General features: G+C 61.6%; 12 protein-coding genes. 5 read left to right on the top strand and 7 right to left on the bottom strand.

The annotated features are described in order from the left end of the window. Window positions 1–78: 78 nt before the first annotated feature. The gene (locus tag ACQZ5N_RS03660) at window positions 79–972 is read right to left on the bottom strand and encodes a transglycosylase SLT domain-containing protein (protein WP_448732128.1); all 894 of its coding nucleotides are present in this window, start codon (window positions 970–972) and stop codon (window positions 79–81) included. Between the two features lie 421 nt (window positions 973–1393). Then, window positions 1394–3178, bottom strand: a complete 1785-nt coding sequence (locus ACQZ5N_RS03665) for a methyl-accepting chemotaxis protein (protein WP_448732129.1) — start codon at window positions 3176–3178, stop codon at window positions 1394–1396. A gap of 273 nt (window positions 3179–3451) precedes the next feature. Here ACQZ5N_RS03665 and ACQZ5N_RS03670 point away from each other — a divergent pair, with 273 nt between their 5' ends. The 5 genes from ACQZ5N_RS03670 (at window position 3452) to ACQZ5N_RS03690 (ending at window position 8550) form a co-directional block, all read left to right on the top strand. Further along, on the top strand, window positions 3452–3925 hold the full coding sequence (locus tag ACQZ5N_RS03670; protein WP_059758729.1) for a VOC family protein: 474 nt from the start codon (window positions 3452–3454) through the stop codon (window positions 3923–3925). 262 nt (window positions 3926–4187) lie between these two features. Continuing rightward, window positions 4188–5531 (top strand): extracellular solute-binding protein, encoded by a 1344-nt coding sequence (locus ACQZ5N_RS03675; RefSeq protein WP_059758726.1) that lies wholly within the window; start codon window positions 4188–4190, stop codon window positions 5529–5531. 82 nt (window positions 5532–5613) lie between these two features. Further along, window positions 5614–6504 (top strand): carbohydrate ABC transporter permease, encoded by an 891-nt coding sequence (locus tag ACQZ5N_RS03680; protein WP_020811712.1) that lies wholly within the window; start codon window positions 5614–5616, stop codon window positions 6502–6504. A gap of 7 nt (window positions 6505–6511) precedes the next feature. Next, window positions 6512–7396, top strand: a complete 885-nt coding sequence (locus tag ACQZ5N_RS03685) for an ABC transporter permease subunit (RefSeq protein WP_448732130.1) — start codon at window positions 6512–6514, stop codon at window positions 7394–7396. A gap of 32 nt (window positions 7397–7428) precedes the next feature. Continuing rightward, a complete protein-coding gene (locus ACQZ5N_RS03690; protein ID WP_080854754.1) occupies window positions 7429–8550 on the top strand; it encodes a sn-glycerol-3-phosphate import ATP-binding protein UgpC in 1122 nt (373 codons plus the stop codon). A 337-nt stretch (window positions 8551–8887) separates the two neighbouring features. Here ACQZ5N_RS03690 and ACQZ5N_RS03695 read toward each other — a convergent pair whose 3' ends face one another. From ACQZ5N_RS03695 to ACQZ5N_RS03715, 5 genes are all read right to left on the bottom strand, one after another. Continuing rightward, entirely contained in the window at window positions 8888–9835 is a 948-nt protein-coding gene (locus tag ACQZ5N_RS03695) for a LysR family transcriptional regulator (RefSeq protein WP_448732131.1), read from the bottom strand. A gap of 75 nt (window positions 9836–9910) precedes the next feature. Then, on the bottom strand, window positions 9911–11419 hold the full coding sequence (locus ACQZ5N_RS03700; protein WP_448732132.1) for a carboxylesterase/lipase family protein: 1509 nt from the start codon (window positions 11417–11419) through the stop codon (window positions 9911–9913). A 1-nt stretch (window position 11420) separates the two neighbouring features. Beyond that, entirely contained in the window at window positions 11421–12209 is a 789-nt protein-coding gene (locus tag ACQZ5N_RS03705) for an ABC transporter permease (protein WP_448732133.1), read from the bottom strand. Between the two features lie 8 nt (window positions 12210–12217). After that, the gene (locus tag ACQZ5N_RS03710; RefSeq protein WP_448732134.1) at window positions 12218–13093 is read right to left on the bottom strand and encodes an ABC transporter permease; all 876 of its coding nucleotides are present in this window, start codon (window positions 13091–13093) and stop codon (window positions 12218–12220) included. Continuing rightward, on the bottom strand, window positions 13093–14148 hold the full coding sequence (locus ACQZ5N_RS03715) for an ABC transporter ATP-binding protein (protein ID WP_448732135.1): 1056 nt from the start codon (window positions 14146–14148) through the stop codon (window positions 13093–13095). The genes ACQZ5N_RS03710 and ACQZ5N_RS03715 overlap by 1 nt, the downstream gene beginning before the upstream one ends. Window positions 14149–14165 lie beyond the last annotated feature (17 nt).

Genomic DNA, 14165 nt, shown 5'->3' on the forward strand with positions numbered 1-14165 from the left:
ACGGCCGCAAAGCCGATCAACTTCTTATGATCAGCCCTGTCACGGGAAGACGATTTACCGGTCCGGCGCGCGCCTTTTTTACCTGTTGCGGAACACGGTGCAGGGAACGCCCGCCCGCCGGATATCGCCACAAAGCGCATTGGCTTCGACTCTGGTTTCCCGGCCGATGCGGGCGGCATAACGCGGCCGCGAACCGAAATTGCCGCCCCGCTGCCGCACGATCAAAGCCCGCTCGGCATTCAACGGTTCCGAAAGCTGCAGGATCGCCCGGGTGAAAAGCCGGTTCGCCACGGCCGGATTATAATGCGCCGCAAGCTGCACGCCCCAGGGCGCCCAATCGGCCGATGCAATGAGAACGGGATCGTTCATGGTGCGGGTGTCGGCGAGACGCACGCAGGCATCGAGAAAGGAACGGTTGTCATCCAGCGCCGGCGCCGCCTTTTCCGGCGGATTGTCCTTCCATGTCTCCACCGGATAACCGGTGATCGCGAACACATAATCGCGGGTTTCGGTGGGCAGGCGACCGTTGGCGATGAAGTTCCGCAAGCCCGCCTCCCCCGCATTGTAAGCTGCGGCGGCAAGGCCGAAATTGCCGAACTGCACGTTCAATTCGGAGAGATATCGGGAAGACGCCTCAAGCGCGGCGATGATGTTGAAACTGTCTTCGAGACCGCGCAACCGGGCCGTTCCCGGCATGAACTGGGCAATGCCCTCCGCCCCCTTCGGGCTGACCGCATTCGGCCGGAACAGGCTTTCCCGCCAGATCAGCCGGGCGAAATAATCCGGCGGAACGGCATAGCGGGCGGCGAGCACCTCGATGGCATGGCAAAGATCGTTATTGTAACTGCCGGCATTGATGCACAAATCCGGCGCGACATCATGGGTATAGGCGCAGGCGGCTTTTTCCCCGGCGGGCTCTTCGGCTTGCGCCGCGCCGAAGGCTGCGGTCAGCAGACACAGGGCAAGAGCCATGCGGCTTGTCGATATCCCTGCCAAGCGAAAGTCCCCGAAAACTCCAGACGCGATGTGCCGATTATCGGCCAATCCGGAAGATATGCCCAGCTTTCCGGCTTGTCATCACGTATCGAACATCGAATGGACTGGCATGATCGGATGGGGCGAGGACGGCGGCAGCCCCTTTCAGGTCAGTAATGGAGGGCCAACATTCTCTCGACGTCATCCTCGGCCCTGTGCCACTGCTGTCCGGTTTAATTTCCGGACGGCCCGCAGCGCCTTTTAAAGTCAGCCGTGAAGGGCCAATATTCTCTCGGCGTCATCCTCGGCCCTGTGCCGAGGATCTAATCACGTCGAATAAAATCAATACGTTGCAGATCCTCGGGACAGGCCCGAGGATGACGTCGGCGTGATTGGCTCGACTTGCTGAGACCTCACTCTAGAAGTCCTGCCACTCCTCATGCTTGACGGCAACCGCAGCGGAACCGCGCGCCGCAGGCGGGCGGGATGCGCTGCGATGCGAGCTCACCGGCGCGGATTGCTGCTCGAAGCCGCTGCGCGCGGAGGCGGAGGAGCGCGGAGCGTCCTCGAACCGGAATTGCCCGAGAAGCTCGAACAGGGCAGCCGCTTCCCGCGCAAGGCTGTGGCTTGCGGCGGTCTGCTCCTCGACCATGGCGGCATTCTGCTGGGTGCCCTGATCGACGGTGTTGACCGCCTGATTGATTTCCGCAAGCGCCGTGGACTGTTCGCGCGCGGCATCGACAATCGCCACGACATTGGTGTTGATATCCCGCACCTGCTCGGCGATTTCCTGCAGGGCCGAACCCGCCCTGGTGACGAGGCCGACGCCGTTTTCCACCTGCGCGCCGGAGGCATTGATCAGGCTCTTGATTTCCTTGGCGGCCGTTGCGGAACGCTGCGCGAGTTCGCGAACCTCCTGCGCAACCACAGCAAAACCCTTGCCCGCCTCACCCGCGCGGGCGGCTTCCACGCCTGCATTCAATGCCAGAAGATTGGTCTGGAAGGCGATTTCGTCGATCACGCCGATAATATTGGAAATCTCGCGCGATGATTTTTCGATCTGGTCCATGGCGCCGATCGCATCGCGCACCACCTGGCCCGAGTGTTCCGCATGGTCACGGGCACGGGCGACGATCTTGCCGGCCTCTTCGGCGCGGCGGCTCGAATCGTTGACGGCGGTGGTGATTTCTTCGAGCGCGGCTGCCGTTTCCTCGATGGAGGCGGCCTGCTGCTCCGTGCGTCTGGCGAGATCGTCGGCAGCAGACCTGATCTCGTTGGAGCCGGAAGAAATGGCGCCGGCATTTTCAGACACCAGCGTCATGGCCCTTTTCAGCTTTTCCGAAGCCGCGTTGAAATCCGTGCGCAATCTTTCAAGCGAAGGGATGAAGGGTTTGTCGATGCTCTGGGCAAGATCGCCCTCGGCCAGATCGGTGAGGCACTGCGCCAGCTTTTCGACGTTTTCGACGCGGCCGGTCACGTCGGTCGCGAATTTGACGACCTTGAACACCTTGCCGTTGAGATCGAAGATCGGGTTATAGGACGCCTGAATGAAGACCTTGCGGCCGCCCTTGCCAAGCCGCATGAACTCGTCCGCCACGAGATCGCCGCCGGCCAGCCTTTCCCAGAACTGCTTATATTGCGGCGACTGCGTATAGGCCGGTTCGCAGAACATGGAATGGTGCCTGCCCTGCACTTCCGCCAGCGAATAACCGAGAGCGGCCAGAAAATTCTCGTTTGCCGTCAAAACCTCGCCGTTCGGGGAGAATTCGATGATGGCCTGCGCCCGTGACAGGGCGTCGATCTTGCCCGCATCTTCCGCCGCCTTCAGCTTGCGGTCGGTAATATCGGTGGCGATCTTGACCACCTTCACCGGCTTGCCGCGACGAAACACCGGATTGTACGACGCCTCGATCCAGACTTCCCGACCGCCCTTGCCGATGCGCTTATATTGCCGCTGATCGAACTGGCCGGCCGAAAGCTTGGACCAGAAGGCCTTGTAATCCTGCGAGGACACGACCGCAGGTTCCACGAACATGCTGTGGTGCCTGCCGACGATTTCCGAAAGCTCATAACCGAGTGCCCGACAGAAATTCTCGTTGGCGTTGAGAATTTTTCCCGAAAGATCGAATTCGATTATGGCCTGGGATTTGGAAAGCGCGGCGAGAACCGCAAAAGCATTGGCACCACGATCAAGAATACTCACGCGCGTTTCTCCGATGGAAAGGGATGATTCCTATTCAAAATCATTCGTGAATATTATGATTACATTATTAAATAATATTTAAGGATAAAGTTGATGTTCGTCATCTGAAGTTGCAGATACCGTGGCAATGTGTTGCCTGCCGGTTTTTCTCGCCGCCGTTTTTTTGGGAACGTTCGGCGCATGGTCGCATTCTATACCGAATGGGGAACCGGCAATGGCCGGCGAATTTCCGCGCCGGCACCACGACGATTTCAATTTGGGAGGAACACACAAATGGAAAAGAACACGATCTGTATCTGGTACGACAAGGATGCCGAGGCCGCGGCCAGATTTTATGCCGAAACCTTTCCGGATAGCGCGGTAACCGGCGTTCACCATGCGCCGAGCGACTATCCCTCCGGCAAGAAGGGAGATGTGCTGACGGTGCAGTTCACCGTGGCAGGCGTTTCCTGCATCGGTCTCAATGGCGGGCCGGTCTTCAAGCAGAGCGAGGCTTTCTCGTTCCAGATATCGACCGAAGATCAGGAAGAAACCGACCGTTACTGGAACGCCATCGTCGGCAACGGCGGGCAGGAAAGCGCCTGCGGCTGGTGCAAGGACAAATGGGGCGTTTCCTGGCAGATCACGCCACGCGTGCTGATGGACGCCATGGCCGCCGGCGGCGCGGAGGCCAAACGCGCCTTCGACGCGATGATGGACATGAAGAAAATCGATGTCGCCGCCATCGAGGCTGCACGTCGCGGTTGATTGGCGAAAGCTGTTCAGCAGCAGGTAGCGAGGTGCGCCAAAAACAGGAAGGGGCTGATAAATAAGGTTAAATTCCGATTTTCCGTATTTGTCGCACTTTTTTCGCCGCGCGGAATGGGCTGCGCGGCCAGTCATCATAAAACGGTCAACAAACTGTAAGCCATCCGTCAAAGACGGCTGTTAGCAGAGCCTCCGTGGCTTCGTGCCGGGGACGTGAAGTCCTTGCCGAGCAGGCCATCATTCCAGCAACGGGGCTCAACTCATGAAATCTTCCGCTCTGACTTCCTTCGTGGCCGGCGTCGCCATCGCCGCCGCCTTCGGCGCCACGGCCGCCCAGGCAGAAAAGACCAAGTTCGAATTATGGCATGGCCTTTCCGGCGATCTCGGCGACCGCGTGCAGGACACCTGCAAGAAGTTCAACGAATCCCAGGCCGAATTCGAAATCGTCTGCACCTCGCAGAACGACTACGAATCCACCCTGCAGAACACCATTGCCGCCTATCGCGCCAAGAAGCAGCCCGCCATCACCCAGATTTATGACGCCGGCACGCTGGACATGATGCTGTCCAAGGCTTTCGTTCCCGCCAAGAAGCTGATGGCCGACAATGGCTACAAGATCGACTGGAACAATTATTTCCCCGGCATCGCCAATTATTACGCCACGGCCGCCGGCGAGCTGAACTCGTTCCCCTACAATTCCTCCACCGCCGTCATGTATTACAATGTCAGCGCGTTCGAGAAGGCCGGCATCACCTTCAAGCCGGACACCTGGGAACAGGTCGAGGAAGCCGCAAGGAAGCTCAAGGCCGCCGGTTTCGAATGCCCGATGGCGTTCAACTTCGACACCTGGATGTTCATGGAGCAGTTCTCGGCCATCCATAACCAGCCCATCGCCACCAAGGGCAACGGCTATCAGGGCCTCGACGCCGAACTCACGGTCAACAAGACGAAATTCGTCGATCACGTTAAATTCTTCAAGAAGATGCAGGACGAGAAGCTGTTCGTCGTCAAGACCAAGCAGCTCGGCATGGATCTCCTGCCCGCCTTCACCTCGCAGACCTGCCAGATTTTCACCGGCTCGATCGCCAGCCACGGCTCGGTCGGCAAGGGCATGCCGGAAGGCGTCAAGTGGGACGTCGCCATGCTGCCGGTCTGGAAGGGCACCGCACGCCAGAACTCGCTCGTCGGCGGCGCTTCGCTGTGGGTCATGGCCGGTCGTCCGGAAGCCGAATACAAGGGCGCTGCCGCGTTCCTGAACTTCATCGCCCAGCCTGACATGGTTGAGTGGTGGTCCACCGTCACCGGCTACATCCCGGTCACCAAGACCGGCTATGACGCCATGAAGGCCAAGGGCTTTTACGACAAAGCTCCCTTCAAGGGCCGTGAAAAGGCCATCGAAAGCCTGACGTTTACGCCGCCTTCCGAATATACCCGCGGCATCCGCCTCGGCAATTTCACGCAGATCCGCAAGGAACTCTCGACCTCGCTCGAAGCCATCTTCATGCAGAACGCCGACGTGCAGGCCGAACTCGACAAGGCCGTCGAGCGCGCCAACACCGGCCTTCGCCGCTTCGAAAAGACCTATGAAGGCGCCAAGCTGAACTAAGCGTTCTTTCATCGCCGTCAAAGGCCTGTCCGGACAGTCGTTCGGGCAGGCCCGCCGAAATCTCGAACCCTGCCGGACTCCAATGGAAAAGCGTACCGTCTTCAAAAGCACATGGCTGCCTGTGCTCTTCGCCCTGCCGCAGTTTCTGCTTATCCTTCTGTTCTTCTATTGGCCGGTCGCGGCGGTGCTGAACTGGGCATTCACCCTGGAGCCGCCCTTCGGCGGCCAGGCGGAATTCGTCGGTTTAGCCAATTTCATCGAAACCTTCGGCGATCCGCTTTATTGGCAGTCGATCCTCACCAGCCTGATCTTTGCGGTCGCCGGTCCGTTTTTCGCGATCCTCATCGGCCTCGTGCTCGCCCTTGCGGTCGATCGCCAGCTTCCCGGCTCCGGCTTTTTCCGGGTGCTTTATATCCTACCCTATGCGATTGCCGGTCCCGCCGCCGGCATGGCCTTCCGCTTCATCCTGTCGCCGGAACGCGGCATCGCCGCATCGCTGAATTCCTGGTGGCCCGATATCTGGAACCCGGCCAAATACGGCGAGCACGCGCTCATCCTCGTCATCGTCATCTTCATCTGGAAATGGGCGGGCTACACCTTCATCTTCCTGTTCGCCGGCCTGCAATCCGTGCCGCGTTCGCTGACGGAGGCCGCCGCCATGGACGGTTCCGGGCCCATTCGCCGCGCCATCGACATTCAGGTGCCGCTGCTGGCCCCGACCCTGTTCTTCCTCACCGTCATCATGATGACCGAGGGTTTCGTCGGCGCCGATACGTTCGGCATCGTCGCCTCCACCACCGAGGGCGGCCCGAACCACGCCACCGAAGTGATGGTGTACCGCATCGTCAGCGAGGCCTTCGAGGGGCTGAACTATTCCGGCGCCTCGGCGCAGAGCCTCGTCCTCATCGGCCTCATCATGGTCTTCACCTTCATCCAGTTCCGCTTCGTCGAGCGGCAAGTCCATTACAAGTGAGGCGGCGATGATCCAGCGCACACCCTATGCCGACGCCCTGACCTATGCGATCATGGTGGCCGGCTTCTTCCTGCTCATCGGCCCCTTCATCGTCGTCATTTCCGGCGCCAGCCAGTCGGTCCAGCAGGTCAACAGCGTCCCTTTCAACTTCATGCCGCAGGGCGAATTCTTCGCCAATGCCGAAGCGGCCTGGCAACGCGCCAATCTCGGCAACGCCCTCCTCAACAGCATGATCATGGCGACGCTGGTGACCATCGGCAAGGTGGCCCTTTCGGCCTTCACCGCCTTCGCCATCGTGTTCTTCCGCTCGCCGCTCAGGCACCTGTTCTTCTGGACGGTGTTCATCACCCTGATGCTGCCGCTCGAAGTGCGCGTGGTGCCGACCTATTCTGTCGCCGCCGATCTCTTCCAGCCGTTCCGCTCCATCCTCGGCCTGTTCGGCATCGAGGTCACCTTGGAATGGAACCTGCTGAACTCCTATGCCGGCCTCACCCTGCCGCTGATCGCCACCGCCACCGGCACCTTTCTCTACCGGCAGTTCTTCATGACGATCCCGGACGAGCTGGCGGAGGCCGCGCGCATGGACGGCTCGGGTGCCGCGCGTTTCTTCGTGGACATGCTGCTGCCGCTGTCGCGCACCAACATGCTGGCGCTCACCACCATCATGTTCGTTTATGCCTGGAACCAGTATCTGTGGCCGCTGCTGATGGTCACCGACCCGTCCTACAAGACGGTGATGATGTCGCTGCGCGCGCTTCTGCCCGCCGATGACGGCACGCCGGACTGGAACGTCACGCTGGCCGGTTCCCTCATCATCATCCTGCCGCCGCTTCTCGTCGTGGCCTTCCTGCAACGCTGGTTCGTCCGCGGCCTCGTCTCGTCCGACAAGTAACAGCGCGGCTTTCAACAACAAGGTTTCCCATCATGGCTCAGATCGATATCCGTCAGGTCCGCAAATCCTATGGCAAGACGCCCACCCTGCACGGCGTGGACCTCACCTTCGACTCCGGCGAATTCGTCGTCATCCTCGGTCCATCGGGCTGCGGCAAATCCACGCTTCTGCGCATGATCGCCGGTCTGGAGGACATCACCTCCGGCGAGATCGCCATTGGCGGGCGGGTGGTCAACACGCTGGAGCCGCGCGAGCGCGGCTGCGCCATGGTGTTCCAGAACTACGCGCTTTACCCGCATATGTCGGTGGCCGGCAATATCGGCTATGCGCTGAAGGTCGCCGGCGTTCCGAAGGCCGAGCGCCAGCGCCGCATCGAGGAGACCGCAAAGATCGTCGGCCTTTCCGATTATCTGGAGCGCAAGCCCGCGGCTCTTTCCGGCGGCCAGCGCCAGCGCGTCGCCATGGCCCGCGCCATCATCCGCGAACCTGCGGTGTTTCTGTTCGACGAGCCGCTCTCCAACCTCGACGCCAAGCTGCGTGTGACCATGCGCGCCGAAATCCGCAAACTGCACCAGCGCCTCTCCGCCACTTCCATCTTCGTCACCCACGATCAGGTGGAGGCGATGACGCTGGCCGACCGGCTGGTGGTGATGAACAAGGGTAATGTCGAGCAGGTGGGCCATCCGCTGGATATCTATCACCGCCCGGCCAGCACCTTCGTGGCCTCCTTCATCGGCTCGCCTGCCATGAATCTGTTCAGCACGAGGGTGGAGGTGGAATCCCCCGCCGTGATGCTGCATGGCACGCCCGTAAAGCTCTTCCCCGAAACCGCGCTGGAACTGCGCGGCCGCGACGTAACCGTCGGCATTCGCCCGGAACAGTGCGTGGTCAGCACGGATGGCGCGGGCGTGCCAGCAGTCGTGGATTTCGTCGAAGAACTGGGCTCGGGCCGCATCGTCCATGCCGATATCGCCGGCGAGACCTTCTCTGCCGCCATCGGTGAGGACCTTTCTGTAAAACCCGGCCAGCGCATCCACCTCGATCTCCCCGCCGCCCACCTTCATTTCTTCGATCCGGCCACCGGAAAACGGATCGAAACCGAGGGCGCCGTCGAAACCACCCGCATCGGCAACGAGAAACTGCTGGCGGTCTAGAACATTTCCCGTGAACGAGGGTTCGCGGAGGAGTGCCCTGGCCTTCTGTTTTAACACATTGTCCGGACGTGAAAGCGATTTCGCTTTTTACTCAAAAATGCTCCAGCGGCCGCGCAAGGCGCGTCCGCTGGAGTCTCGTATATAGTCCGCCGCACGGGATCGGATTGGGCCGGGCCGAGTCCGGCCGGATTTGGGAGCATTATACTATAGGCGGCTGGCGGCTGGCGGCTGGCGGCTGGCGGCAGGCGGCTGGCGGCTGGCGGCTGGCGGCTGGCGGCTGGCGGCTGGCGGCTGGCGGCTGGCGGCTGGAACAAACGCACAAATTACATTAGGAAATTCAATCAAAATTTTGAATTTGCGATATTTTATCGTAAACAATCGCCTGGGGAATATCCGCCACCAGCCGTCTTGCCGTGGCCACGAGCTGCTCCACCTCGAAGATGACCGGCCGGCCGGCCGCCGTCACGAGGCCCCACTGGAACGGGATGTGGAACGAGAGCGGTATGACACGAACACCCTCCACCGGCAGGCCCCAGAGGGTGATCGATTCGACGATTGCGACACCGAGACCCATGCGCGCCAGCGAAAGCGAAACATAGGTCGCATTGCTGTCGATAACGGAGGAAGGGTCGACGCCGAGGCTGGAAAGCACATCGTTGATCCGCATGCGCAGGCGGAAGGGGTTTGCGGAAGCGATGAGCCGGTTTCCGGCAAGGTCTTCGGCGGAGATGACCGTTTTCCCGGCGAGCGGATGATCTTCCGCCACCACGGCCACGCACGGCACCTCCCCCAGCCAGTGAATATCGACGCCGGGATTGTCGAGCGGAAGGCTGACGGCGCCGAGATCCGCCGTGCCCGCCATCACCGCCTGCACGACATTTTCCGAAGAAATGCTCTGGAGATGCACATGATCGGGAAACCGGTCGGCCGGCAGGGCGGCCAGCGCCCGTGGCAGGAGGCTTGCGGCAATCGCCGGAATGGAGGCGACCTCGATGGCCGTGCGGCGCGCAGCGTGAATGCGCCTTGCGCTTTCGCTGATCGTTCTGAGACCGCCGAGGAACAGTTCCGCCTGCGCGAAAAAGGCCACCCCTTTTTCGGTGGGCGTGATGCGAGGGCCGTTGCGGTGCAGCAGCGCGAAGCCGATTTCGCCCTCAAGGTCCTGAATGAGGCGTGTCACGACGGGTTGAGACTTGCCCAGCGCCCTGGCTGCGCCGGTGATGCTGCCGATAGACACCACGGCCACGAAAGCCTCGAGCTGCCGCGTATCGAGATAGTCAGACGCCATTTTCCACTCCGCCCCAAGACCTGTATTCAAGACCTGTATTCAAGACCTGTGTTTCTGCCTCATCGTCACCAAGCGCTATACCGGCCCGCGATCCTCATGGCCAGCCGGCAGCCAGAGCGCCTCGCGCCCGTCGAAAGGATCGGGAGTAGCGCCAAACCCGGCCGGACCCGCCCGCAGAACCATTGGTTTTTCGGCACGATATTGCGGCCACTCACCATTCGGGGCACGGGGCCGTTCGTCCTTTATGAAGGAGGCCCACAAATCGTGGATCGCTCTTGCAAAGCCCGCATCCGCCACCCGCTGGCGCTCGGGCAGTTCGCGGCCATTCGAACCATCGCGATACCAGACCGAGCCGAGCTCCGCCCCGTGCGGCGCACCCAGCTCATCGGCCTCCAGCGGGCCGTAGAGATATTTATAGACCGGATTGAAACGGGCATGCAGCCCGGCGAAACGGATTGCCGGAAGCTGGAAGACAAGATCGCCGGCAACCGCGCGCCAGATGCCGCGCGGGCTGTGGCTCGGCAGTGCCCTGCGATAACGCTCGACAATAAGGGAGCCGGTGAGACCACGCGGCAGAACCCGCTCATGCAGCAATTCGGCGCAAAGCGCGAAATCCATTTTCGGCTGCGCCGTCGCATGGGTCACATATTCTCCCGTCGTGCAGCCGATCATCATCGGCACGAGGGCAGTGCGGCCTTCGCTTGCGGCAGTTTCCGGATGTTCCGTCAGGCTTACCCCATCGATAACCGGAACGAAGGGCACGCCAAGCATCGAGGCTGCGCCGTCGCGGGCAAAATCATGCTGCTCATAGGACTGGTTGCAGAGATCGCGCTGAATTTCGAGCAGCCGGTGCATGGGCTGGGCTGCAAGCGAAGCCTCATCGGCATTTGCGGCCGCCAGAAACCGGCGCGTCAGTTTGGCGGCATCCTCCATCGAGGCGATGCCCGTGCTTGCGCCGCTCTGCGGCATGGCCCGGTGGAAAAGCCCCTGCGCGCCCGGCATGGCCATCAGCGCCGCGACAGCAAAGCCGCCCGCCGACCGCCCGGCCAGCGTCACCCGGTCCGGGTCGCCACCGAAGGCGGCAATATTGTCGCGCACCCATTCCAGCGCGGCGACAAGATCGAGCAGACCGCGATTGTCCGGCCTGCCTTCAAGATGGAGGAAACCGAGCGCGCCAAGGCGATAATTGACCGTGACCTCGACGATGCCGCTTGCCGCGAAAGCGCCGCTCTGCAGCACCGGTTCATTGGCGGAACCGACCGCGTAACCGCCGCCATGGATCCAGAACAGCACCGGCGCCCTGCCCGCCGGATCGGGCGTGCGGATATTGACGGTGAGGAAATCCTCGCCGAAGGCCAGTTTCGAGGTCGCGGCGGTGCCCACCGGGCCGTAAGTGGGAATTTGCGGGCAGACGGGGCCAAGCCGGGTGGCATTCCGCGCGCCCTGCCATGGCGACACGGGCTGCGGCGCTTCAAAGCGGCGTTCGGGCGTGACGGGCGCGGCATAGGGCACACCGAGAAAGGCATGAATTCCGTTTTCCAGACTGCCCTGCAATGTACCGGCTGCCACTTTCACCATCGTCATGTCACAGCACCTTGCGCAGCCCGATCAACCGCTCGACCGCCACCACGACGATGACCGAAATCAGGATGAGGATGACGGAAAGAGCAGCAATCTGCGGATCGGTGGAATATTCCAGATAATGATAGATTTCCGTCGGCAGCGTCGAGGATTTGACCGAGACGATGAAGAGCGAGATCGTCGCCTCATCGAAAGAAATCAGGAAGGCGATGACGGCACCGGCGATGAGGCCGGGGCGGACCAGCGGCAACGTAATGCGCCACAGCACCATGGCGGGCGATGCGCCATGAACACGCGCCGCCTCCTCGACACGGCGATCCACCGCCATCAGGCTCATGGTGATGGTGCGCACCGTATAGGGCGTGGTGATGCCGAGATGCGCGAGGAAAATGCCGGTATAACTATCCAGCAGGCCAAGCGGCCCGAGCACCAGCATCACGCCGACGGCGAGTACGATATGCGGCACGAGGAAGGGTGCGAGGATGAGGAAGTTGATCGCGCCCTTGCCGCGAAATTCGTGCCGTGAGAGCGCCAGCGACAGAAGCAGCCCCGCGAAGATCGAGACGAAACCGACAAGAAGACCGATACCGAGGCTGCGCCAGAAGGCGCTGATGAATTTCACATTGGCGAACACCTTGGCATAGGAGCCGAAGGACAGGCTTTCCGGGGGAAAAGCCAGATATTGCCGCGTATCGAAGGAAATGATCAGGACGACGATGATCGGCGCCAGAAGGAACAGGTAAAGCAGTGTCAGCAGAAGCGCGTGGGCGAAGCGTCCGAATTTCGCGTCCATGGCCGGCCTCACGTCTCAAGCGCGCGCATGGCGCGCTGGTAAATCACGATCACGCTGCCGAACAGCACGAGCAGCAGCACCGAAAGTGCAGCCGCCAGCGGCCAGTTCAGCGTCACCGTCGCTTCGTTATAAACCTCCGTGCCGATGACGAAGACGCGGCCGCCGCCCATCAGGCGCGGTGTGACGAAGGAGGAAATCGCCAGCACGAAAACGAGAAGTGCCGCGGTGAGAACGCCGGGCAGAGACAGCGGCAGCACGATGCGGGTGAAGACGCGCAGGCGGTTCGCGCCGAGCATGGCGGCGGCTTCCTCCAGCTGCGTGTTCAGCCGGCCGAAACCGCTCAGCATCGCCAGGATCGCATAGGGCATCAGGATTTCGATCAGCGCGACGGTTGCGCCGAAATAATTATTGGTGAGCCGTATGACACCATCCGTAAGCCCGGAGGATTGCAGCGCCGTGTTGATGACGCCCCGATCCCCCAGAATGACCATCCAGCCATAGGTACGCACCACCGAGGAGGTGAGAAGCGGCGCGACGGCAAGCGCTGTCAGCACGCCGCGCCAGCGGCTTTGGGTGCGGGCGAGGAAAAGCGCGATTGGACAGGAAAGAACGACCGCGAAAATGGCGACATTCACCCCGAGATAAAGCGTGTTCCAGGCGATCTTCCAGTAAAACGGGTCGAACAGCACGGTTCTGTAGGATTCGAGTGTCCAGTCGCCGCCGCGAAGGGCGGCCATGGATGAGGAGGCGAAGGAGGCGCGCACCAGCCAGATGAGCGGCAACAGAAACGTCGTCAGCAGTGCGACGAGGCCCGGCAGAAGCAAAAGAAGCAAAACGCCGCGATGCGACGTGCCGCCGCCGGAAGCATGGCTTGCCGCAGCCATCAGGCCGCCTCCCCGATCAGCGTCACATCCTCCGGCGCAACCGACAGCGTCACGCGCTCGCCCTTTGCCGGCAGAGCGGCGGCATGGGTGGGCAGATCGGCCTGCAGGCGATGATCGCCGGCGCGCACGCCGAGCGTCAGCATCTGCCCGCGATAGGTGACGTGCTCGACAATACCGGAGAAAGCATTGATGCCATCGCCAAGGAGAAAGCGATGCGGGCGGACCAGAAACCGCGCTTTCTGGCCGACCGGGACAGCGCCCGAGAAATGCAGGAAGCCGAGACCGGGAATCTCAGCCCGGCCCGGCGCAACCACGGTGCCCGTAAGGAACGATCCGGCGCCGATGAAGGAAGCGACGAAATCGGTTTTCGGCCGGTCGAAAATCTCGCGCGGCGTGCCGATCTGCTCCAGCCTGCCTTCGGACATGACCGCGAGCCGGTCGGCCATGGACAGGGCCTCATCCTGATCGTGGGTGACGAAAATACTGGTGACGCCGGTGCGGTTCTGGATATCGCGGATTTCATCGCGCATCTCGTCGCGCAGCTTGGCATCGAGATTGGAAAGCGGCTCATCGAACAGCAGCAGAGCGGGTTCGATGACGAGAGAGCGGGCAATCGCCGCCCGCTGCTGCTGGCCGCCGGAAAGCTGGGAGACGCGTCTTTCGCCGAAGCCGGAAAGCTTGACCAGATCGAGCGCCTTCGCCACCCGCTCCTTGCGCTCGGATTTTGGAACGCCGCGCATTTCCAGCCCGAAAGCGATGTTTTCGGAAACATTCATATGCGGAAACAGGGCATAGGCCTGAAAGACCATGCCCATATTGCGCCTGTGGACCGGGGTTGCGGAAATATCGCGACCGTCCAGCCGGATTTCGCCCGAGGTTACCGGAATGAGGCCGGCGATCATGCGCAGGATCGTCGTCTTGCCGCAGCCGGAAGGCCCCAGCAGCGCCAGCATTTCCCCGCGTGGCAGGGAAAGGCTGACGTGATCCACGGAGGGCTTGAGGGCGCCCGGATAGGTCTTCACGAGATTGTCGATCTCGACATGATGATCGGCCATGGCGTCCTCTGCTTCCT

The sequence above is a fragment of the Agrobacterium sp. 22-221-1 genome (genome assembly GCF_053522445.1).